Source organism: Microbacterium jejuense (assembly GCF_019511665.1).
Classification (GTDB): domain Bacteria; phylum Actinomycetota; class Actinomycetes; order Actinomycetales; family Microbacteriaceae; genus Microbacterium; species Microbacterium jejuense_A.
Map to the genome: position 1 here is coordinate 44,772 of NZ_JAEUAW010000018.1, position 21,382 is coordinate 66,153.

The 21,382-nt window shown below is 71.1% G+C and carries 24 protein-coding genes; 16 read left to right on the forward strand and 8 right to left on the reverse strand.

The genetic code is table 11. The features are described from left to right. Positions 1–4: 4 nt before the first annotated feature. Together JNB62_RS17200 and JNB62_RS17205 are read right to left on the reverse strand one after the other, a co-directional pair. Complete coding sequence (locus JNB62_RS17200) at positions 5–1,666, reverse strand: alpha-amylase family protein (protein WP_220302124.1); 1,662 nt, start codon at positions 1,664–1,666, stop codon at positions 5–7. Then, complete coding sequence (locus tag JNB62_RS17205) at positions 1,663–2,628, reverse strand: TIGR03885 family FMN-dependent LLM class oxidoreductase (RefSeq protein ID WP_220302125.1); 966 nt, start codon at positions 2,626–2,628, stop codon at positions 1,663–1,665. The genes JNB62_RS17200 and JNB62_RS17205 overlap by 4 nt, the downstream gene beginning before the upstream one ends. A 174-nt stretch (positions 2,629–2,802) precedes the next feature. Here JNB62_RS17205 and msrB point away from each other — a divergent pair, with 174 nt between their 5' ends. From msrB to JNB62_RS17230, 5 genes are all read left to right on the forward strand, one after another. Then, complete coding sequence (gene msrB, locus JNB62_RS17210; protein WP_220302126.1) at positions 2,803–3,270, forward strand: peptide-methionine (R)-S-oxide reductase MsrB; 468 nt, start codon at positions 2,803–2,805, stop codon at positions 3,268–3,270. Next, on the forward strand, positions 3,267–3,821 hold the full coding sequence (gene msrA, locus JNB62_RS17215; protein ID WP_220302127.1) for a peptide-methionine (S)-S-oxide reductase MsrA: 555 nt from the start codon (positions 3,267–3,269) through the stop codon (positions 3,819–3,821). Before msrB ends, msrA begins: the two co-directional genes overlap by 4 nt. 555 nt (positions 3,822–4,376) lie before the next feature. Further along, positions 4,377–4,580 carry a cold-shock protein gene (locus tag JNB62_RS17220; RefSeq protein WP_141885348.1) on the forward strand — a complete coding sequence of 68 codons (204 nt, stop codon included), beginning with the start codon at positions 4,377–4,379 and terminating at the stop codon, positions 4,578–4,580. Positions 4,581–4,740: 160 nt separating this feature from the next. Beyond that, positions 4,741–5,856 (forward strand): fatty acid desaturase family protein, encoded by a 1,116-nt coding sequence (locus tag JNB62_RS17225; RefSeq protein ID WP_374451163.1) that lies wholly within the window; start codon positions 4,741–4,743, stop codon positions 5,854–5,856. A gap of 85 nt (positions 5,857–5,941) precedes the next feature. Beyond that, positions 5,942–6,397 carry an SRPBCC family protein gene (locus JNB62_RS17230; protein ID WP_220302128.1) on the forward strand — a complete coding sequence of 152 codons (456 nt, stop codon included), beginning with the start codon at positions 5,942–5,944 and terminating at the stop codon, positions 6,395–6,397. Positions 6,398–6,440: 43 nt separating this feature from the next. Here JNB62_RS17230 and JNB62_RS17235 read toward each other — a convergent pair whose 3' ends face one another. Both JNB62_RS17235 and JNB62_RS17240 read right to left on the reverse strand, forming a co-directional pair. Continuing rightward, positions 6,441–8,132: an ABC1 kinase family protein gene (locus JNB62_RS17235; protein WP_220302129.1), complete on the reverse strand. Its 1,692-nt coding sequence runs from the start codon at positions 8,130–8,132 to the stop codon at positions 6,441–6,443. Between the two features lie 75 nt (positions 8,133–8,207). Beyond that, entirely contained in the window at positions 8,208–8,771 is a 564-nt protein-coding gene (locus tag JNB62_RS17240) for a PadR family transcriptional regulator (protein WP_220302130.1), read from the reverse strand. Positions 8,772–8,885: 114 nt separating this feature from the next. Between JNB62_RS17240 and JNB62_RS17245 the strand changes: the two genes are divergently transcribed. Together JNB62_RS17245 and JNB62_RS17250 are read left to right on the forward strand one after the other, a co-directional pair. After that, positions 8,886–9,431 (forward strand): MarR family winged helix-turn-helix transcriptional regulator, encoded by a 546-nt coding sequence (locus JNB62_RS17245; protein WP_220302131.1) that lies wholly within the window; start codon positions 8,886–8,888, stop codon positions 9,429–9,431. Position 9,432: 1 nt separating this feature from the next. Further along, positions 9,433–10,233, forward strand: coding sequence for an SDR family oxidoreductase (locus JNB62_RS17250; protein ID WP_220302132.1), 801 nt, complete (start codon positions 9,433–9,435; stop codon positions 10,231–10,233). A 58-nt stretch (positions 10,234–10,291) separates the two neighbouring features. Here the strand turns inward: JNB62_RS17250 and JNB62_RS17255 are convergent, their stop codons facing one another. Next, positions 10,292–11,722, reverse strand: a complete 1,431-nt coding sequence (locus JNB62_RS17255; RefSeq protein WP_220302133.1) for a dihydrolipoyl dehydrogenase family protein — start codon at positions 11,720–11,722, stop codon at positions 10,292–10,294. Positions 11,723–11,856: 134 nt separating this feature from the next. Here JNB62_RS17255 and JNB62_RS17260 point away from each other — a divergent pair, with 134 nt between their 5' ends. The 6 genes from JNB62_RS17260 to JNB62_RS17285 all read left to right on the forward strand — a co-directional run bounded on the left by JNB62_RS17260 (position 11,857) and on the right by JNB62_RS17285 (position 16,675). After that, a complete protein-coding gene (locus tag JNB62_RS17260) occupies positions 11,857–12,681 on the forward strand; it encodes an ABC transporter ATP-binding protein (protein ID WP_220302134.1) in 825 nt (274 codons plus the stop codon). Continuing rightward, the gene (locus JNB62_RS17265; protein WP_220302135.1) at positions 12,678–13,349 is read left to right on the forward strand and encodes an ABC transporter permease; all 672 of its coding nucleotides are present in this window, start codon (positions 12,678–12,680) and stop codon (positions 13,347–13,349) included. Before JNB62_RS17260 ends, JNB62_RS17265 begins: the two co-directional genes overlap by 4 nt. Beyond that, complete coding sequence (locus JNB62_RS17270; RefSeq protein WP_220302136.1) at positions 13,346–14,071, forward strand: ABC transporter permease; 726 nt, start codon at positions 13,346–13,348, stop codon at positions 14,069–14,071. Before JNB62_RS17265 ends, JNB62_RS17270 begins: the two co-directional genes overlap by 4 nt. Positions 14,072–14,100: 29 nt before the next feature. Next, entirely contained in the window at positions 14,101–15,015 is a 915-nt protein-coding gene (locus JNB62_RS17275) for an ABC transporter substrate-binding protein (protein ID WP_220302137.1), read from the forward strand. 143 nt (positions 15,016–15,158) lie between these two features. After that, positions 15,159–16,355, forward strand: coding sequence for a hypothetical protein (locus JNB62_RS17280; RefSeq protein WP_220302138.1), 1,197 nt, complete (start codon positions 15,159–15,161; stop codon positions 16,353–16,355). Between the two features lie 20 nt (positions 16,356–16,375). Next, complete coding sequence (locus tag JNB62_RS17285; RefSeq protein ID WP_220302139.1) at positions 16,376–16,675, forward strand: hypothetical protein; 300 nt, start codon at positions 16,376–16,378, stop codon at positions 16,673–16,675. A gap of 23 nt (positions 16,676–16,698) precedes the next feature. On the opposite strand, the gene JNB62_RS17290 is transcribed toward JNB62_RS17285, so the two are convergent. Both JNB62_RS17290 and JNB62_RS17295 read right to left on the reverse strand, forming a co-directional pair. Beyond that, positions 16,699–17,100, reverse strand: coding sequence for a DUF3054 domain-containing protein (locus tag JNB62_RS17290; RefSeq protein WP_220302140.1), 402 nt, complete (start codon positions 17,098–17,100; stop codon positions 16,699–16,701). Next, complete coding sequence (locus JNB62_RS17295; protein WP_220302141.1) at positions 17,097–17,843, reverse strand: sulfurtransferase; 747 nt, start codon at positions 17,841–17,843, stop codon at positions 17,097–17,099. The genes JNB62_RS17290 and JNB62_RS17295 overlap by 4 nt, the downstream gene beginning before the upstream one ends. 229 nt (positions 17,844–18,072) lie before the next feature. Here JNB62_RS17295 and JNB62_RS17300 point away from each other — a divergent pair, with 229 nt between their 5' ends. From JNB62_RS17300 to JNB62_RS17310, 3 genes are all read left to right on the forward strand, one after another. Further along, positions 18,073–19,035 carry an alpha/beta hydrolase gene (locus tag JNB62_RS17300; RefSeq protein ID WP_220302142.1) on the forward strand — a complete coding sequence of 321 codons (963 nt, stop codon included), beginning with the start codon at positions 18,073–18,075 and terminating at the stop codon, positions 19,033–19,035. Positions 19,036–19,110: 75 nt separating this feature from the next. Then, entirely contained in the window at positions 19,111–20,130 is a 1,020-nt protein-coding gene (locus JNB62_RS17305; protein WP_220302143.1) for a helix-turn-helix domain-containing protein, read from the forward strand. 93 nt (positions 20,131–20,223) lie between these two features. Then, a complete protein-coding gene (locus JNB62_RS17310; protein WP_220302144.1) occupies positions 20,224–20,442 on the forward strand; it encodes a hypothetical protein in 219 nt (72 codons plus the stop codon). Between the two features lie 17 nt (positions 20,443–20,459). On the opposite strand, the gene JNB62_RS17315 is transcribed toward JNB62_RS17310, so the two are convergent. Further along, on the reverse strand, positions 20,460–21,374 hold the full coding sequence (locus JNB62_RS17315) for an SDR family oxidoreductase (RefSeq protein WP_220302145.1): 915 nt from the start codon (positions 21,372–21,374) through the stop codon (positions 20,460–20,462). Positions 21,375–21,382: the final 8 nt, after the last annotated feature.

The window sequence follows — 21,382 nt, forward strand, 5'->3', positions numbered from 1 at the left end:
CGCGTCACGACACTCTGCCGTCACCCGGGCGCGACACGCGCAGCCAGCGGTAGCCGTAGCCGGGGACCTCGATCTCGACCGCGCTGCGCCCGTCGAGCCCGATGCGCTCCGAGCCGAGCAGGTCGACCAGGCACGCACCCTCGGGCTCGTCCTCCAGGGCGAACCGGACCGTCGCCGGCACCTCGTCGAAGTTGTGGATCGCGATCATCCGGCCGACGTCGGCCCGCAGGGAGTGGACGAGCACCGCGGACTGGGGCTGCTCGATCACCTCGAACTCCCCCCAGCCGAGCTCGGGCGAGATGCGATACCGCGAGAGGAGATCGCGGAAGAAGTGCAGCAGCGATCCGCGGTCTTCGAGCTGCGCGGCGACGTTGACGTGCTCGGGCGCGTACCCGTCTGCGGGCGGCCGCGCGACCAGCCGCGAGGGGGGAGCCACCGAGAACCCGCCGTTGCGGTCGGCCGTCCACTGCATGGGCGTGCGCACGGCGCTGCGCCCTGGAGCCTCGATGTTCTCGCCCATCCCGATCTCCTCGCCATAGAACAGCACGGGGGTGCCGGGCAGGGTGAACAGCAGGCTGTACGCCATGCGGATGCGCCGCGGGTCGCCCAGCATCGGCGGCAGGCGCCGGGTGATCCCGCGTCCGTACACGCGCTGCCGCTCGTCCGGGGCGAACGCCTCGAACACCTCCTCGCGCTCGGCGTCGCTCAGCTTGTCGAGCGTGAGCTCGTCGTGGTTGCGCAGGAAGTTCGCCCACTGCACGTCCGGCGGCAGAGCCGGCCGCGACATCAGTGCCTCGACCAGCGGCGCGGGGTCGTGGCGCGCGAGCGACAGGTAGAACGCCTGCATGGCGATGAAGTCGAACTGCATCGTCAGCTCGTTCACCTGGTCGCCGCCGAAGAACTGCACCTGCTGCGCGTACGGCAGGTTCACCTCGCCGAGCAGCACCGCCTCGCTGGAGCGGCGCTGCAGGAAGCGGCGGAAGTCGCGCAGCAGCTCGTGCGGATCGCGCACCTCGGCGCCCGGCGGCATCTCGAGGAGGAACGGCACCGCGTCGACGCGGAACCCCGACACCCCCAGCTGCAGCCAGAAGCCGATCACGCGGGCGAGCTCGTCGCGCACGGCGGGGTTGGCGATGTTGAGGTCGGGCTGATGCTCGTAGAAGCTGTGCTGATACCACTGGCCCGCCACGTCGTCCCAGGACCAGATGCCGTCCGCCTCACCCGGGAAGACGGGGTTCTCCTGCCCCTTGGGCGGCGGATCGTCGCGCCAGATGTAGAACTCCCGGTACGGCGAGTTCGCGCTGCGGCGAGCCTTGCGGAACCACGGGTGCCGGTCCGACGTGTGGTTGACCACGAGGTCGACGATGACGCGCATGCCGCGGTCGCGTGCGGTGCGGATCACCTCGACGAAGTCGCCGTGGGTGCCCAGCCGCGGATCCACGCCGTAGTAGTCCGTGATGTCGTACCCGTCGTCGCGGTCCGGCGTCGGCGAGAACGGCATGAGCCACAGGCACGTCACGCCGAGCTGCGCGAGGTAGTCGATGCGCTGCGCCAGTCCCTGCAGGTCGCCGGCACCGTCGCCGTCCGAGTCGAGGTAGGTCTCGACGTCCAGGCAGTAGACGATGGCGCTCTTGAACCACAGGTCGCTCGTGTCGGTGATCTTCATCGTGCCTCCGTGAGTCGGGGAAGGATGCCGCGAGCCGCGGCATCGAGAAAGCCGTCCTGCTCGCGGCCGACGTGGTGCACGTACACGCGGTCGAAGCCGATCGCCGCGAGATCGGCGATCCGCTCGGCGAGGGCGACCGGATCGGACTCGATGAGGACGGCATCCCTCAGCTTCGCCTCGTCCACCTCGCCCACCGCGGCGTCGAAGTCCTCCGGCTGCTCGAGATCCCACGCCAGCGGCGGCGTCACGAGTCCGTTGCGCCACTGGTCCTTCGCGATCGCGTAGGCCGCGGCGTCCGTGTCGGCGAGGCTGACGTGCACCTGTAGGACGCAAGGCCCCGTGCCGTCCTGCGAGCGGTACGCGTCGACCACACGCTCGAGGGCCTCCGGAGCCTGCGCGACGGTGGCCAGGCCGTCGGCCCACAGCGCCGCCCAGCCGGCGGTCTCGGCGCTGACGGCGGTGGCCAGCAGCGGCGGCGGTGCCGCCGGCCTGGTCCACAGGCGTGCGCGGTGCACCTTCACCAGGCCGTCGCGCGACACCTCCTCGCCGTCGAACAGCCGCCGGATCACGTCGACGCACTCGGCCAGACGCGCGTTGCGCACGGACTTCGGCGGCCACGGCTCGCCGGTCACGTGCTCGTTCATGGCCTCGCCGCTGCCGAGCGCGGCCCAGAACCGCCCGGGGAACATCTCCTCGAGTGTCGCGAGCGCCTGCGCGACGATCACCGGGTGGTAGCGCTGCCCGGGGGCGTTCACCATGCCGATCGAGAACTCCGTGCGCGCCAGTGCCGCGCCCAGCCAGCTGAACGCGAAGCCGGACTCGCCCTGCCGCGGATTCCACGGCGCGAGGTGATCCGAGCACATCGCGCCGTCGAAGCCCGCGGCCTCGGCACGCTGCACGTCGTCGAGGAGTGCACTGGGCGGGATCTGCTCATGCGAGGCGTGAAAACCGACGAAGACCATGCGGCGAGTCTGAGCGGCCACCGCGGCCGACGCCAGGCTCTTGAGATCCGGCACGGGTTTGGGTAACGGGCACCAGAACTCACAGCCCGGTCCCAGGTTCACGGGACCAAAACCGCCGAGGCATCCGTTCTTCTTCATGACGCCGCAGCCAGCCGCGTCGATCCAGGAGGAATCGTGAACAACGACTACCGCAAGACCCCCGAGGCGCTCAGCCGCCTCACCCCCGCGCAGTACCGGGTCACGCAGGACGACGGCACCGAGCCGGCGTTCCGCAACGAGTACTGGAACAACCACGAGCCCGGCATCTACGTCGACGTGGTCTCGGGCCAGCCGCTCTTCTCGTCGACCGACAAGTACGACAGCGGAACCGGATGGCCGAGCTTCACCCGCCCCATCGATCCCGACGCGGTGACCACCAAGAAGGACCGGTCGCTGTTCATGCCCCGCACCGAGGTGCGCTCGTCGGGCGCCGACAGCCACCTGGGCCACGTCTTCCCGGACGGCCCACGGGATGCCGGCGGCCTGAGATACTGCATGAACTCGGCCGCACTGCGCTTCGTGCCCGCCTCGTCACTGGACGACGAGGGCTACGGCGCCTACCGACACCTCTTCACCACCGAGAACCAGGAGAACCGATCATGACCAGCGGACCCTTCGACACCGGAGAGATCACCCGCACACCCGGCACCGAGACGGCCGTCCTCGCCGGCGGCTGCTTCTGGGGCATGGAGGACCTGATCCGCCGCCAGCCCGGTGTGCTGTCGACGCGCGTCGGCTACACCGGCGGCGAGAACGCGCACGCGACGTATCAGCGCCATCCCGGCCACGCCGAGGCCGTCGAGATCGTCTTCGACCCGACGCAGACCTCGTACCGCGACATCCTGGCGTTCTTCTTCCAGATCCATGACCCGTCGACGCTCAACCGTCAGGGCAACGACATCGGCACGAGCTACCGCTCCGCGATCTTCCCGCTCTCGCCCGAGCAGGAGCGGGTCGCGCGCGACACCATCGCCGACGTCGACGCCTCGGGTCTGTGGCCCGGCAAGGCCGTCACCACGATCGAGCCCGAGGGCCCGTTCTGGGAGGCCGAGCCCGAGCACCAGGACTACCTGATCCGCTACCCCAACGGGTACACGTGCCACTTCCCGCGTGCCGGCTGGGTGCTGCCCAAGCGCGCCGACGCGACGGCGTAGCACCGGAAGAGAATCGGATGCCGTCACCCTCCCGCTCCGGCGGGCAGTGGTGGCGGCATCCGCCGTTCACGGGTGCCGTGCTAAGGTTGAACGCTGCCCGATCGGGCCCGGCGTCCATTCACTGCCTCATTGCGGAGCGCTTGACGCCTCTTCACCGCCACCGCGGTCCCGCTCTTCCATCACTCCCGCGAGCGGACGTCTTCCTCCGCTCGCCGTAAGGCTCTCTTGACGTTCGTCACCCCCACAGCACCACCCCGCTCCCCGCTCGGCCTCCATTGGCGGCAGGCCGACCACGAGGTCTTCGTCGCGACGGCGGCCGGCGAGTACGCCGGGTTCGTCAGCGCGACCGCGGACGGCTTCGAAGCGCACGGCGCCCGCGGCGAGCGCCTCGGCGTGCACGCCGCCCGGACCGACGCGGAGCAGGCGGTCGCGGCATCCCTCGCTCCCCTGCCGCTCTCTCGCACGCATGTCGTGCCCACTCCACGTCCGCTCCGCACACGACGCAGCGGCACCCCGGGTCGCACTCGCGGCCCACAGAATAAGAGGAAAGACACGATGGCCACTGGCACCGTGAAATGGTTCAACTCCGAGAAGGGCTACGGCTTCATCGCTCCCGATGACGGCAGTGCCGATCTCTTCGCTCACTTCAGCGCTATCGCCGGCGACGGCTTCAAGGAGCTGCGCGAAGACCAGAAGGTGGAATTCGACGCCGAGCGCGGCCCGAAGGGCATGCAGGCAGCCAACATCCGCCCGCTGTGATCCGCACGTCAGCCGGGGCGCGACTGCGTCCCGGCTGACGATCGGCTGGCAGGGTCCGGTGTAGTCCGGCCCCGACATACCGGTGCACGTAGCCTGGCACCAGCGATCGGCATCCGCCTTTGGCTTTCACGGCCAACGCGGTCCCGATCGGAATCCACAGGTGCACCCCATCTCTGCTCTCACCCTCGAGCCCACGCTCGGCCCCGTCCGTCAGACGTACGCAGGGACGAAGGAGTTCCCCCCACTGACCCGCGCCTACACCGACGTCGCGCAGGTCGTGCGAGAGACCGGCCTCATGCGGCGCACGCCGTGGTTCTACGCCACGGTCGGGTTCGTCCTCGCCCTCGCCTTCGGCGGCGCGACCACCGGCTTCGTCCTGCTGGGCGACAGCTGGTATCAGCTGCTCATCGCCGCCGCCCTCGGCGTGCTGTTCACCCAGGTGGCGTTCCTCTCGCACGAGGCCGCGCACCGGCAGATCCTCGTCTCCGGCCCCGCCAACGACCGCCTCGCCCGACTGCTGGGCAACGGCGTGGTCGGCATGAGCTACTCGTGGTGGGCGCACAAGCACACCCGCCACCACGGCAACCCCAACCGCGTCGGCAAAGACCCCGACATCGAGGTCGACACGATCTCGTTCCTCGAGTCCGACGCCGCGCGGGCGCGCGGACTGCAGCGCCTGATCACGGGACGCCAGGGCTGGCTGTTCTTCCCTCTGCTCACGCTCGAGGGCCTCAACCTGCACTTCCTGGCCTTCCGCCACCTGCTCGGCCGCGAGCCCGTCAAGGGGCGCTTCGTCGAGCTCGGTCTGCTGGCGGCGCGGTTCGCCGTCATCTGGACACCCGTGTTCATGTTCCTGCCCCTCGGCATGGCGTTCGCATTCCTCGGCGTGCAGCTCGCCGTCTTCGGTGTCTACATGGGCGCGTCCTTCGCGCCCAATCACAAGGGCATGCCGGTCATCGCGCATGACGCGAAGCTCGACTTCTTCAGCAAGCAGGTCCGCACGTCGCGCAACGTGTCGGGCGGCGGGTGGGCGACGTGGCTCATGGGCGGCCTCAACTACCAGATCGAGCACCACCTGTTCCCGAGCCTGGCGCGCCCGCACCTGGCCCAGGCGCGGGCCATCGTCATCGACCACTGCCGCACCCTCGGCGTGCCCTACGCCGAGACGACGCTGTGGCGCTCGTACGGCATCGTGATCGCCTACCTCAACCGGGTCGGCCTGGCAGCCCGAGACCCGTTCGACTGCCCGGCCGCCGCCGCATACGGCCGCTCGTGACGAGGTGCGCGGCCGACGCATAGACGGCCGCACGCCGTTCGTCAACCCGCTGCCCCGGCCGCCGGCATCCGCGCACGCTGGAGTCATGACCCAGATCATCGAGACCATCGACGTCGACGTGCCCGTCACCATGGCCTACAACCAGTGGACCCAGTTCGAGAGCTTCCCGAAGTTCCTGGACGAGGTCGTGTCGATCACGCAGCTCGACGACACCCACAACCACTGGAAGGTGAAGGTCGGGCCGTTCGAGCGCGAGTTCGACGCCGAGATCACCGAACAGCACCCGGACGAGCGCGTCGCCTGGCGCAGCACGGGAGGCGACACCGCCCACGCGGGCGTCGTCACGTTCCACAAGCTCAGTGACACCAGCACGCGCGTCGCCGTGCAGATCGACTGGGAGCCGACCGACGCCATCGAGAAGCTCGGCTCGCTTGTGGGCGCGGGCACGCATGCCGTCAAGAAGGACCTCGAGAACTTCAAGGAGTTCATCGAGAGCGCGCCGCGCGAGACCGGCTCGTGGCGGGGCGACGTCCCGCGCTGAGCTCACCGATCGGGTGCCCGGGCGGCGCGCCGCCGTTCGACCGTCAGTCGCCCGGGCGCCGCAGGAACCCCGAGAACAGCGTGTGCAGCAGCGGCAGCACCGACAGGATCATCAGGCCGGTGCCGATCACCATGTCCTGTGACCGCAGCACGGCCCCGCTGATGAGCAGCCCGGCGAACAGCACCGCCGACACCGCCCGCCGGCCCATGCGCTCCAGCCGCCGCAGCTTCTGGTCGAGCTTGGGCACATCCGCGACCAGCCGGCCGTCCACGATCTGCGACACCATCTCGTCCAGGCGCCGCGGCAGCCGGGCCACGATGCCGGCGGCCGAAACGGCCTCCCGCGCGAACCCCTGCACGAGGCTTCCGCTCTGATCGCGCAGCAGCTGGTCGGCGTAGGGCTCGACGGCGTCCCACACGTTGAAGGCGGGATCCAGCGCGCTGCACACGCCGCTCGTGAGCGAGATGGCACGGACGATGAGGAGGAAGTTCTCGGGCAGCTGGAACGGCAGCGATCGCACGACGTGGCCGAACTCGGTCGCGAAGTCCTGGAACTCCCGGGGGTCGACCTTCTGCAGCTCGGCGAACCCCATGCCCCCGAAGCGCGCGAACAGGGCGGTCAGCGCCCGCTCGAGCTCGCCGGTGTCGGCCGAGGGCAGCAGCGCGCCGACGTCGCGGATGCTCGCGACCATCTTCCTGCTGTCACGCGCAGCGACCGCGATGATCAACTGCTGGAGTCCCGTGCGCAGGGAGTCGGGCACCTCGCCCATCATCCCGAAGTCGACGAAGGTCAGCCGCCACGCCCGCCCGGCCGCGGAGCTCGCGGGGGCGGGTGTCACGAAGATGTTGCCGGGGTGGGGATCGGCGTGGAAGTAGCCGTCGACGAACAGCTGGTCGAACATCACGTTGGCGAATTCCGTGGCCACCGCGGACGGATCGATGCCGGCGGCCCGGAGGCCGTCGACGTCGGTGATCTTGATCGCCGTCACGTCCGCGAGCACCAGCACGCGCCGCGTCGTGCGCTCCCACGCCACCCCGGGCACCGTGACGCGGTCGTCGTCCGCGAAGTTCTCTGCGAAGCGCGCCGCGTTGCGCGCCTCGAGCAGGTAGTCGATCTCGTCGCGGCTCGTCGCCGCGAACTCCTCGACGAGCGCCGGAAGGTCGACGTGCTCGCGCACGACGCGCACGCGGCTGAGCCAGGCGGCGACACGCCGCAGCGCCGCCAGGTCGACGTCGACGATGGCGTCGATGCCGGGGCGCTGCACCTTCACCACGACGTCCGCGAAGCCGGCGTCGGCGGCATCCTCCGGGGTCAATCGTGCGCGATGCGCTTGACCGAGGGATGCCGCAGCCACCGGGGTCTCGTCCACCCACGCGAACGCGCGCTCCAGGGGTCTGCCGAGCTCGGCCTCGGCCAGTGCGCGGATCGCCGGGAACGCGACAGGCGGCACCTCGTCCTGCAGCCCCTCCAGCTCGGAGGTGATCTCGGGCGGCAGCACGTCGAGCCGGGACGACAGGAACTGCCCCACCTTGATCATGAGGCCGCCGAGCGACACCGCGAGCACGCGGAACCGCTGCGCGGCGTGCTCCAGGCGCTGCGGCCGGTTGCGGGCGGCGAGCGCGCTCAGTCCGAAGCGCGGCAGCACGAGCTCGAACCACCACGCCTGCACCATGTAGCGAGAGGCGAACCGCAGGATCCGCCGATAGCGGGCGCGGGTGTTCCCGGCGTCTGCCATCGAACTCTCCTGGATCCCGCGTGCCCGCGTCGCCGATCGCGCTCCCCCGTCGCCGACGGGTTCCGCCGGCACCCCTCAGTCCTGAGCGAGGATGGAGTAGAGCCTACGCCGCGCCTCGTCGAGCACGTCGACGGCCTGCGCGACCTGGTCGGGCGTCCCGCCGCGGGCGACCTGCGCAGCGGCCTGGGCGAGCTTCGCGCCCGCCTTGGGGAGCGCGGTGGCGCGACCTGCCTCGTGCGTGCCGAACGCCTCCCACGGCGCCGTGCGCTCCTCGCCCGCCTCGGCCTCGGCGCGTCCGGCGTCCGTGAGCGAGTAGGTCTTCTTGCCGCCGGACTCCTCGGCGATCACGAGCCCCTCGTCGGCGAGCAGCTGCAGCGTCGGGTACACCGAGCCGGGGCTCGGCTTCCACGCGCCCCCGCTGCGCTCCTCGATCTCGTGGATGATCTGGTACCCGTGCATGGGCTGCTCTGCGAGTACCGCGAGGACGGCGGCGCGCACGTCGCCGCGGCCGACGCGGGGCGAGAATCGCTGCTCGAACGCCTCGCGCAGCTGGTCCATCGCCTCGAAGAGCCCTCCGGGGATGCCCTGACCCGCGCTGCCCCGATGGCGGGGTCCGAAGCCTGGATACGTACCGCTCATGACGACCTCCCGACGAGTGTCTTCCGATATCCCGACGATACATAGCGATATATCGTCAGGCAAGCATCCTTCCGATTTGGTTGCCTCAGGCAATTACCGGCGTAGACTCGGATCATGGATGCCGCACCGCGGGCCGAACTGCTCTCGTCGCTCACGCGACTCATGTCGCGATGGTCGTCCAGCAGCGTCCAGGAGCGCATCGCCGCAGGCGTCGGCGTGGCACTGGATCCCACCGAGATCCGCGCCGTCTACACGCTCGGCCTGCACGGCGGCACCGCCCGCCCCGGGTCGCTCGCCGACGAGCTGAACATCACCCGCCCGACGATGTCGAAGCTCGTCGCGCGGCTGATCGCCGACGACCTGGTCACGCGCGGCGCCCACCCGGACGACGGCCGCGGCGCCACCGTCGCCTTCACGCCGCGCGGCCGCGACGCCTACCGGCGGCTCGTCGCCGCCGGCCACGACATGGTCGATCACGTGCTCGCGGAGTGGACCCCCGCCGAGGTCGAGGCCTTCGGCGGACTGCTGCACCGCTTCGTCGAGGGACTGCTCACCGAGTCCCCGGCGCCCGTGACTCCCGCGGACCCCGCCCGAGAACAACACGCCGCGTCCGCGCGGCCCCGCGCGACGGCGACCCCGTCGCCTACAGAAGGAGACTGACATGCCCCGCACCTACGTCGTCACCGGTTCCGCGTCCGGAATCGGCGCCGCCACCACCGAGCTGCTGCGCAGCCGCGGTGAGACCGTCATCGGGATCGACCTGCGCGGCGCCGAGATCGACGCCGACCTGTCCACCGCCGAGGGGCGAGCGGATGCCGCCGCCCAGGCGATCGACAAGACCGGCGGTGTCGTCGACGGCGTGATCGCGTGCGCAGGCATCGCGGCGCCGATCGGCAAGACCATGGCGATCAATTACTTCGGCGTGACCGAGCTGCTCACCGCCCTGCTGCCCGCGCTGCGCGCGTCGGAGGCGCCGCGCGCTGCGGTCGTGTCGTCGATGGCGTCGCTGCAGCCGGTCGATGCGACGCTCGTCGAGGCGGCCCTCGCGGGAGACGAGGCGGCCGCCGTCGCCCGCGGCGAAGAGCTCGCCGCGCAGGGTCCCGAGCTCGGCTACCTCAACTACCCGTCGTCCAAGCGCGCCCTCTCGCGCTGGGTGCGCCGCGCCTCGATCTCGCCGGATTGGGCGGGCTCCGGCATCCCCCTCAACGCCGTCGCCCCCGGCACCGTCATCACGCCGATGACCGCCGACCTGCTCGCGACTCCCGAGGGTGCGGCGATGGTCGACGCGGCCGTGCCGATGCCGCTCAACTACCACCAGCCGGCCTCGTCGATCGCCGAACTGCTCACGTGGCTGACGAGCCCCGCCAACACGCACATGGCCGGCCAGACGATCTACTGCGACGGCGGCGCCGACGCGACCCTCCGCGGCGACGACATCTGGTCGTGGGCCGACCCGAAGTGATCGGCGCCCTGCGCTGAGACGAGGGGATGCCGCGGCCCGAGGCCGCGGCATCCCTCTGTCATTCGACGGCCGGCCTGCCGTAGGCCTCGAGCCAGCGCAGCCACACCTCGCTGATGGTCGGGTACGACGGCACGGCGTGCCACAGCCTGTCGATCGGCACCTCGCCCACGATCGCGATGGTCGCCGAGTGCAGCAGCTCGCCGACGTCCTGGCCGACGAACGTGGCGCCCACGAGCACACGGCGCTCCTCGTCGACGATCGCCCGCGCCTGCCCCCGGTAGTGGTCGGCGACCTCACTGGCGCCGGCGACCCACGACAGGTCGTAGTCGAGCACGCGCACCTGCAGACCCGCCTTGCGGGCCGACGCCTCGGTGTGGCCGACGGCGGCGACCTCGGGGTCGGTGAAGACGACCTGCGGCACCGCGGAATGATCGGCGGTCGCGGCGTGCGCGCCCCACGGTCCGTCGTCGATCGCACCGCCGCGAGCCCGCGCCGCGATGACGTCGCCCGCGGCCCGCGCCTGGTACTTGCCCTGGTGGGTCAGCAGCGCCCGGTGGTTGACGTCGCCGACCGCGTACAGCCAGTCCACGCCGCGCACGCGCATCGTGTCGTCGACCTCGAGCCACGACCCCGGAGCGATGCCCACGGCATCCAGCCCGAGGTCCGTGGTGCGGGGCACCCGGCCGGTGGCGACGAGCACCTCAGCGGCACGCACCTCCGAGCCGTCGGTGAGCGTCAGCACGACGTCGCCGCCGCCGTCGCGCTCGGCACGATCGACCTCGACGCCGGTGCGGACGTCGGCGCCGGCATCCGTCAGCGCCTTCGCGACCGCCTCGCCGGCGAAGGGCTCCACGCCCCGCAGCAGGCCGGAGCGCGCGATCACGGTCACCGGGATGCCGAGCGACGTGAAGAGCGTCGCCATCTCGCTGCCCACGACGCCGCCGCCGAGGATCGCGATGGATGCCGGCACCTCGCGCATGCCCGTCGCCTCACGGCTCGTCCACGGACGCACCTCGCGCAGTCCGGGGATGTCGGGCAGCAGGGCTGCGGAGCCCGTCGACACCGCGACGGCGTGACGCGCGGTGAGGACGGTCTCTGTGCCGTCCGAGCCGGTCACCGTCACCTCGCGCTCCGCCGTGAGCCTGCCGTGGCCACGCACGAGGTCGATGCCGGCGCCCTGCAGCCATTCCACCTGCGACGTGTCGTCCCAGTCGTGGACGAACGCGTCGCGCCGCGCGAGCACGGCCGCGGCGTCCAGCCCGCCGGTGACGGCAGCCGACGCGCCCTGCAGGTCGCGCGCCGCCCGCAGAGCCGCACCGGGCCGCAGCATCGCCTTGGACGGGATGCACGCCCAGTACGAGCACTCGCCGCCGACGAGCTCGCTCTCGACGATCACCGTCGACAGGCCTCCCTGCACGGCGCGGTCGGCCACGTTCTCTCCGACCGGCCCCGCGCCGATCACGATCAGGTCGTACTCCCGAGCAGTCATGCGCCCCAACGTATCGCCGTCGGGCGGCAGTCGGCGACCATCGCATGCTACGGCGCGCGACGCAATCCTGTCCGAGTGTCTGAGGGGTGTGGTTATGTGGGAACCCCGCTGGCAGATCCGGCCGAAAGGGCAGCATGGCGATCGAATTCCGCGCGGTCTCGAAGAGGTATCCGGATGGCACCGCCGCCGTCGACGACTTCAGCGCGCTCATGCCCGCCCACAAGACGACCGTGCTCGTGGGCTCGTCGGGCAGCGGCAAGACCACGCTGCTGCGCATGATCAACCGCCTCATCGAGCCGACCGGCGGCGTGATCACGATCGACGACGAGCCGATCGCCGACCGCGATCCTGTGAAGCTGCGCCGGGGCATCGGCTACGTGCTGCAGAACGCCGGGCTGCTCCCCCACTTCTCGGTCGTCGACAACATCGCCACCGTGCCCGTGCTCAACGGCGTCCCGAAGGCGCAGGCGCGCGAGCGCGCACTCGAGCTCATGGACGTCGTGGGTCTGGAGCGCGGGTTCGCCAAGCGGTACCCGAGCCAGCTGTCGGGCGGGCAGCAGCAGCGCGTCGGGGTGGCGCGCGCCCTGGCCGTCGACCCCAACATCCTGCTGATGGACGAACCGTTCGGGGCGGTCGACCCCATCGTGCGTCGCGAGCTGCAGACCGAGATCATCCGGCTGCAGCGCGAGCTCGAGAAGACGATCGTGTTCGTGACGCACGACATCGACGAGGCCTTCCTGCTCGGCGACCAGGTCGTGATCCTCGAGAAGGGCGCCCGCATCGCCCAGATCGGCACCCCCGACGAGATCATCGCGAACCCGGCGAGCGAGTTCGTCGCCGACTTCATCGGGACCGAGCGCGGCGCGCGGGCGCTGCACACCGAGAAGACGTCCCGCGGCACAGTGCTCGTCGACGCGGCCGGACGCACGCAGGGTGTGCTCGTGGAGGACTCCCCGTGAGCTGGGTGCTCGACAACCTCGACCTGATCTGGGCCCTGACCCTCGATCATCTGCGGCAGAGCACGATCGCGATCGTGGCGGGGTTCGTGATCGCGGTCCCGATCGGGTGGCTCGCGTTCCGGTACACGCCGCTGCGCGGAACGGTGCTCACCGTCGTGGGGCTCCTGTACACGATTCCCTCGTTCGCGCTGTTCGCCCTGCTCTCGCTGTTCGGCGTGCCGTACCTCTCAGAGGCCAACCTCGTGATCGCCCTCACCGTCTACGCGGTGGCGATTCTGACACGGTCGGTCACGGATGGGCTGGCATCCGTCGACACCGCGACCCGCGGAGCAGCGGTCGCGATGGGCTTCGGCCCCTGGCGTCGCTTCTGGACCGTGGACTTCCCGCTCGCGGGGCCGGTGATCCTCGCCGGCCTGCGCGTCACGGCGGTGTCGACGATCTCGCTGGCCACGGTGGGCGCGCTCATCGGCGTCAGCAATCTCGGCTACCTGTTCACCAACGGCTCGCAGCGCAGGATCATCCCCGAGGTGGTCGCCGGTGTCGTCGCCGTCGTGTTCATCGCCCTCGTGCTGGACGCCCTCCTCATCCTGCTGGGCCGCGTACTCATGCCCTGGTCGCGCCGTGCGGCGCCGGTACGCCATGACCGCCTTCGGATGGTGCACGCATGAACCTCCTCGTCGAAGCGTTCGCGTGGATCTTCTCGCCCGCCCGGCTGACGGGCTCTCTGCCGCTCCCTCTCGCGATCGCGCAGCACCTGGCCCTCACCTTCGGATCGGTGGCGATCGCCGCGCTCATCGCGATCCCCGTGGGCTGGTTCATCGGCCACACCGGGCGCGGACGCGAGGTCGCCGTCACCCTGTCCGGCGCGGCGCGCGCCCTGCCCGCCCTGGGCCTGGTGGTGCTGCTGTACCTGCTGTTCGGCGTGTCGTTGAAGGTCGAGGCCGCCGTCGTGGTCTTCGTCCTGCTGGCGATCCCGTCAATCCTCGCCGGGGCGTACGCGGGCATCGAGGCCATCGACCGGTCCGTCATCGACGCCGGACGGGCCATGGGAATGACGGAGTGGCAGATCCTGTTCCGGATCGAGATGCCCCTCGGACTCGCACTCCTCATCGGCGGACTCCGCTCCGCAACCCTGCAGGTGGTCGCCACGGTGACCATCGCGGCGTACATCGGCATCGGCGGGCTGGGTTACTACATCCTTCAAGGAATCCCGCTCCGCCGCTTCGACGAGATCCTCGGTGCGTCGATCGTCATCGTCGCCCTAGCCCTAGCTCTGGACGGGCTCTTCGCCTTGCTCGCCCGCTTCGCCGTCCCTCGCACGTCCGGACGGCGGGTGCGTGCCGGCCGTACCGCCACCGCCGCCCCTGCTGCGGCCTCGACGTCCTATTGATCCCCCACCACCACACCGGAGGTACGACAATGTCCACAGCACGAACCCGCCTGGCGCTCGCATTCGCGGGCACCGCCGTCGCGGCGCTCGCCCTCGCCGGCTGCGCATCGAGCGACCCGCTGAGCGGCGAGAGCACCGACGACGCCGGCGCCACCGAGTCGTCGACGATCGTCATCGGCTCGCAGGCGTACTACTCGAACGAGATCATCGCCGAGATCTACGCGCAGGCGCTCGAGGGTGCCGGATACACCGTCGAACGCAACTTCAACATCGGCCAGCGCGACGCGTACATGCCGTCGATCGAAGACGGGTCCATCGACCTGTTCCCCGAGTACACCGGCAACCTGCTGCAGTTCTTCGACAAGGACACGACGGCGACCCAGTCCGACGACGTCTACGCGGCGCTCAAGGACGCGCTGCCGGACGGCCTCACCGTCCTCGACCAGTCGCCCGCGACCGACCAGGACTCGTACAACGTGACGGCGGCCTTCGCCGAGGAGCACGACCTGAAGTCGATCGCCGATCTGGCGGACGTCGACGGCCTCGTGCTGGGAGGTGCTCCGGAGCTCGAGGAGCGTCCGTACGGCCCGACGGGCCTGAAGGACGTCTACGGCGTCACCGTCTCGTTCTCGGCGACCGCCGACACGACGGTCGACGAGCTCGTCGCCGGCAACATCCAGGTGGCCGACGTGTACAGCGCCGACCCGCTCATCAAGACGAAGGACCTCGTGACGCTGGAAGACCCCGAAGGTCTCTTCCTCGCCTCGCACGTGGTGCCCCTCGTGAACGCCGATATCGCCGACGAGATCGCCGACGTCATCAACCCGGTGAGCGCGAAGCTCACCCCAGAGGGCCTTATCGCGCTGAACGTCGAATCGACCGAGGATCAGCGTTCGCCTGAAGACATCGCGAAGGACTGGCTGGCCGACAACGGCTTCAGCTGATCCGCTCCGGATGGGCGACGGCACGTCGGCCGTCGCCCCTCCGCCTTCTCGGGCGACGGAGCACGGTCGGCTAGGTTGATCACACATCGTCCCCGTCGAGAGTTGCCATGACCGATCCGGATGCCCCGCACGAGCCTTCCCCCGTGTCCGCGGATCCCGACCTGGGCTACTACTCCCCGCCGCCGGGCGTCCAGGCACACGACGTCGACCGCCCGTACGAATACGTGTCGGCGTCCACCGTCCCGTCTGCGCACCCCTCCGGCACCGACGCTCCGGTGGCCTACGCCGAGGCCTCGTACCCGACGCCCGCCTACGCCGTGCCCGACGGGCTGTCATCGGCGCGCCCGATGCAGCCGCTTCCCGGTCCCGCTTTCCCGTTGCGTGATGCGCGGCCGAAGGGTGTGTCGATCACGAGTCTGGTGCTCGCGATCATCGGCCTCGTGCTCGCGTTCGTGCCGGCCATGGCCGGGTTCGCCGTCATCGTGATGATCGTCGCGTTCATCGTGTCGATCACCGCCCTCGCGAGCGCGAAGCGCGGCGGCAAGGGCTTCGCCGGGACGGCGCTGGCGCTGTCGATCCTGGGCGGCCTCGTCGCCGTCGTCGTCGCGGTGCTGCAGGCCTTCGGAGCCTTCGGCACGTCCGACTCCTACAGCTCCTACGACTCCTACGACGAGTACGAGCAGTACGAGCAGTACGACGACCCCGTCGACCACGGCTTCGCAGCTCCCGGGACCGACGGCATCCCCGCCGACGACATGGTGCTCGCCGCGCCCGTCCCCCTCACCGTCGTCGAGACCGCCTTCGGCGGGGAGACGGGCGCAGACAGCACGTGGGTCGTCGTGATCCTCGACAACCCGAACCCCGACCACATCTTCGTCGACGCGGAGGTCCGGGTGCGGGCGCTCGACGCCGCCGGGACCGAGGTGGCCACGGCGTACGGCGACGTGACGGCCCTACAAGGACGCTCCGCCGTCGTGCTGCACGGCGTGGCGACCGACGCGGCAACCGTTGCGTCGGTCGAGGTCACGGTGCCCGACGCCGCGTCGGCGACGGTCTCGCCCGCCGCCGAGACGGGAGCCTTCTCGGTGACCGACGCGCGGCGCTCCGCCGATGACAAGAACGGCACCGAGGTGTCGGGCATGCTCGCCGGGCGGTTCGAGAACGACCAGTCGTACGCCCGCGTCGCCGTCGTCGCCCGCGACGCGGGCGGCCGGATCGTCGGCGCCCAGACGACATACGTCGACCGCGTCGCCGGCGACGGCACCCCCGCGGACTTCCGCGCCTGGTTCACCCCGGGCCTACCCACCGAGGCATCCTTCGAGACCTACCCCACTCCCTGACCGCGACCTAGGCTGGGGCCATGCCGTTCGGCCAGGTCGTGATGACGGGATTCGTCGCTGTGCTCTTCGCGCTGCCGGGGTACGTCCTGTGGTTCGCGTTCGACGCGTACCGCCGGCGTCGCCGCGGCGAGGCGCCGGCGCACTCGTCGGGCGGCATCGCGGCGATCGACATGATCTTCCAGCCCACCGCCGAGGACGCGCGCGTGGTGTGGGAGTCCGAGCAGATCACACCGGCCCCCGCCCCCACGCCGGGCGACGGCCCGGGCATGATCGACGGCAACTGCATCGTCATCGAGACGGGCCTGCGCCACTCCCGCTGAGTTGGTTCAGCCGCTGAGGTCGTTCATGTCCGCCGCAGCCGGCGGACGAGCGCCGAGAGCAGCCGCCAGCCGACGAGCGCGACCAGCAGCACGACCGACGCCACTACGATGAACGCGATGGCCGTGCCCTGGCCGGTGACGGCGCGCAGCATCATCCCGACGATCACGGTGGCCGCCCACACGCCGAGTCCGGTGCGCACCGGCGCCGCGGGTGCGCGCCATGCGAGGGTCGCGAGCCAGCCGACGCCCAGCCCGGCGAGGAACGGCCACGCCGTCTGCCACAGCCCCGACCAGACGTCGGAGTCATGGCTCGCGCGGCCGGTCGCCGCGAACGCGACGACGAGCACGACGTCGAGCACGAGGGCCAGCACGATCGCCGCGACGGTCGGCCGTGCGGGAGTACGGGTCTCGTCCGCGCCGGTCATGCGACGACCTCCGTCCCGACAGGCGACAGTCCCGGTGTCAGCGCCTCGCGCTCGTCGAACACGAAGCACTCGCCGTTCCAGTGCGCGCCGCCCACGTGCTCGAAGTAGCCGAGGATGCCGCCGTCCAGCTGCAGGGCCGGCACGCCGATCTCGCGCAGATAGATGGCCGCCTTCTCGCACCGGATGCCGCCCGTGCAGTAGCTGACGACCGTCTTGCCCGCGAGATCGGATGCCGCGGCGGCTGCGGCATCCGGAAACTGGGTGAACCGCTCGATCCGCCAGTCCACCGCACCGTCGAAGGCGCCGTAGTCGACCTCGAACGCGTTGCGCGTGTCGAGCAGCACGACCTCGCGCCCCTCGTCGTCGGCGCCCGCGTCGAGCCAGCGGCGGAGCGTCACGGGATCGACGGACGGAGCCCGCCCGGACTCGGGACGGATGGCGGGGTGGTCCATGCGGATGATCTCGCGCTTCACCTTGACGAGCATGCGGCCGAACGGCTGCGCGTCGGACCAGCTCTCCTTCGTGGTGAGGGCGGCGAACCGCGGGTCGCGGCGCAGGTCGTCAACGAACCCGCGCACGGCTTCGGCGTCGCCCGCGAGGAACAGGTTGATGCCCTCTTCGGCGAGCAGGATCGTGCCCTTGAGCCCCGCCGCGACCGCACGCTCACGCAGCGACGGCTTCAGCGCGGCGGCGTCGTCGAGGCGCGTGAACAGGTACGCCGAGATGTTGAGAACGGATGCCACACCCCCAGCCTACGGATGCTCCGCTGTCGTCCTGCCCGGTTGTCTCGCGGCTTCCCGGCGGAGAATGGACGCGAGGACGCACCCGAGCGTCCAAGCCGATGTCGAGCGCTCGCCACGTGGCGGGCAAGATGCCCTGAACCCGCCGCACGCGGCGGTCGCGGCATCCCTCGACGTGAACGGAGGATCGGAGACGCCGCAGCGTCGCGGCGACCGAACAATGGAGATCGACATGCCCGAACTGACCGCCCCACCCTTCGACGCCGAGCTGAACGCCGCCCTCGAACTCGTCGCCGACATCATCAGCCCCACGCTGACGCCCGACATGATCCCGTTGATGCGCCAGATGCCGGCCGACCCGACTCTTGATGACCTCGTCGCGGCGGTGGGTGCCGTGCATGAGGAGCGCACGATCGCCGGCTACGACGGCGGCGAGATCGTGCTGTCGATCTACCGGCGTCCGGGGCAGGCCACGACCGGTCCGGGGATCTACCACATCCACGGCGGCGGCATGGTGATCGGCAATCGCTTCATGGGTGTGCAGGCGTTCCTGCCGTACGTCCAGAGCCACGGCGCCGTCGTCGTGAGCGTGGAGTACCGTCTCGCGCCGGAGTTCCCCGACCCGGTTCCGGTGGAGGACTGCTACGCCGGCCTGGTGTGGACTGCCGAGCACGCCGGCGAGCTCGGCATCGACCCGAGCCGTCTCATCGTGGGCGGCGCGAGTGCGGGCGGCGGACTCTCGGCCGGAGTGACCCTGCTCGCCCGCGACCGGCGCGGGCCGCGGCTGCGGGCGTCGCTGCTGATCTACCCGATGCTCGACGACCGCAATGAGACGGTGTCGTCGCACCAGATCCAGGGCATCGGCGTGTGGGACCGCACGAGCAACTTCACCGGCTGGGACGCTCTGCTCGGCGAACGTCGCGGTTCGTCGGACGTGTCGATCTACGCGGCACCCGGTCGCGCCGAGGACCTCTCGGGCCTGCCACCGACGTTCATCGACGTGGGCAGCGCGGAGGTGTTCCGCGACGAGGACGTCGCCTACGCATCGCGCATCTGGGCCGCGGGAGGCATCGCCGAGCTGCACGTGTGGCCGGGCGGGTTCCACGGCTTCGACGGTTTCGCGCCGCAGGCGCAGCTGTCGAGGGCGATGATCGAGACCCGCAACCGCTGGCTCACCCGCATGCTCGAGGTGTGAGCCGTCGCCGCAGGCGCCCGCGTAGGGTGGGCCTCGGCGGCGCCGCACGTGTGCGCCGCCGCGAAGGGGATGCCGATGAAGGAGCTCGTGGGGCGTCTCAGCGCGCTCGACCCCGAGGCGAGCGAGACGCTCAAGGTCATCGCCTATTTCGACGCGCTCGTGGACGGACGCGTCGGCACCGACGGCATGCTGCGCGGCGCGGCCGTCCTGACCGGAGCGACGATCGGGCACGTCGCCGCCGGGCGCACCGGCAAGGGGCGACGTATCGGCTCCGACGGCTCCGAATCGCCGCCCGGCGATCCCGGAAGATGGCCCGTCGTGTCGTCGGCCGACGGCTCGGTCGTGTGGCTCGAGCGCGAGGGATCGCCGCACGCGAACGATGCGATGGTGCTGGAGCGGCTTGCGATCGCACTGTCGATCCAGTCGGCGCGGCTCGACACGGCCGCCCCCACGCGGCGCGCGGTCGAGGTGCTGCTGTCGGCCGATGCGACCGACGAGGACCGGGACGAGGCATCCGCGCGCCTGTCTCTCGGCGCGCACCCCGTGATCCACGCGGTCGCCGTGCCGACGTCCTTGCGACTCGAACGGCCGCTCGCGCACGCCGTCGTCGCGACCCGCTTCGGCATCGCGCGAGCGGTGCTCGCACCCGACGACGACCCCCCGGCGGCACGCGCCGGCATCGGGATCGCCGCGGCCTCTCCCACCGAGGTACGGGAGTCCTGGCGCTCGGCGCTGGTGGCGCTGCGGCTCACCGACCGCGACGAGCCAGTCGTGCGCGCGGCCGAGCTCGGTGCGCTGCTGCCTCTTGCGGAGGCCGAGGACCACCGGCCGGCGCCACACCCCGATGCCGTCGTGATCGACGCGCTACTGCGCACGACGTGGACCGAGGGGATGCTGCGCGCGCTGGCCGCAGGCGCGAGCCGGCGTTCGCTCGCCGCCGGCGCCGGCGTGCACCACTCCACGATGGGTGCACGTATCGACGAGCTTCCCGGCCTCCTCGGCTACGACCCGTCCACCCCGCGCGGACGCACGAGGCTCGATGTCGCGCTGATGCTGCATCGGCTGGCGCGCACCCGCTTCGACCCGGAACGGTGACGGCACGGCCCCGGGGAGTCAAGGGGGTGGCGCCGCGCCGGCCCCAGACCGAGGCTGAAGGTGCCCGGCGAACGCGCCGGGCTGGAGGCAGTGATGACCGATCCCACCATCCCCGAGCCGCTGCCGGGTCAGGTCCCTCCCGGCGAACGACCGCCGGGACCCGACCAGCCCGGTCCGGACCAGCCGAACCCGAGCGAGCCCTTCCCGGCCACGCCGGACGAGCCGCCGTCGCCGTGGCCCGAAGAGCCGCTCGCTCCCAATCCCGAGGAGCCGCCGTTCCCCGGCACGGCGCCCGAGACGCCGCTGCCGTGAGTCGTCGCGTCGGGTCGTCAGGCGGGCCGGATCCGTTCGGCGAGCAGCAGCTCGGCGGTCGTCCACACGCGCTCGCCGTCGACCGGGTCGCTGACGCTGCGATACGGGCGACGACGGGTGACAGCGCTGCGCCGGTGGAACGACCCTGACGGGCCGAAGAGGTCGGCGCCCGGCGTCGCTGCAGCTGTCGCCGCGACCAGTGCGGGCAGCGCCGCGTCGGCGGGCGGGTTTCTGACGAGGCGCGCGACGGCGTTCTGCACCCCCGCCCCGATGCGAGCACGCAGCGCGGGCGCGATCGCGGTCCCGGGCACGATGCCCGGCTGGCTGAGCTGCACGCTCACGCCCCAGGCGCCAGCGGCGGAGCGGCGCGCCAGTTCGCACGCGAAGAGGCCGAGTGCGGCCTTCGACGCCCCATACGCCCACAGGGGCCGATAGCGCCGCTCGCCCTGCAGGTCGCGCCAGTCGAGACGCGAGACGGCCGCTGCGATGCTGCACTGCACGACGACCCGTGCCCGCCGCTCACGCAGCAGCGGCAGCAGCGCGGTCGTGAGAGCGAAGTGACCGAGGAAGTTCGTCTGGAAGTGGAGCTCGAACCCGTCCTCGGTGACGTGGCGCTGCCTGTCGCCCAGCAGCACGATCCCCGCGTTGAGGACGAGGATGTCGACGGGCATACGCTCGGACCGCAGCGCGTCGGCAAGCGCGCCGGCCGAGTCCAGGCGCGCGAGGTCGAGGTCGCGCAACGTCAAGCGGGCATCGGGGCGGCCCTCGCGGATCCGCGCGATCGCCTGCTCGCCCTTCGCACGGTTGCGCACCGGCACCACGACGTCTGCTCCGGCGCCGGCGAGGCCGCGCGCGATCTCGAGGCCGACGCCGTCGCTGGCCCCGGTGACCACGGCGGTGCGTCCGGTCAGGTCGGGCAGCGCGATCGGCATGGGTCCCC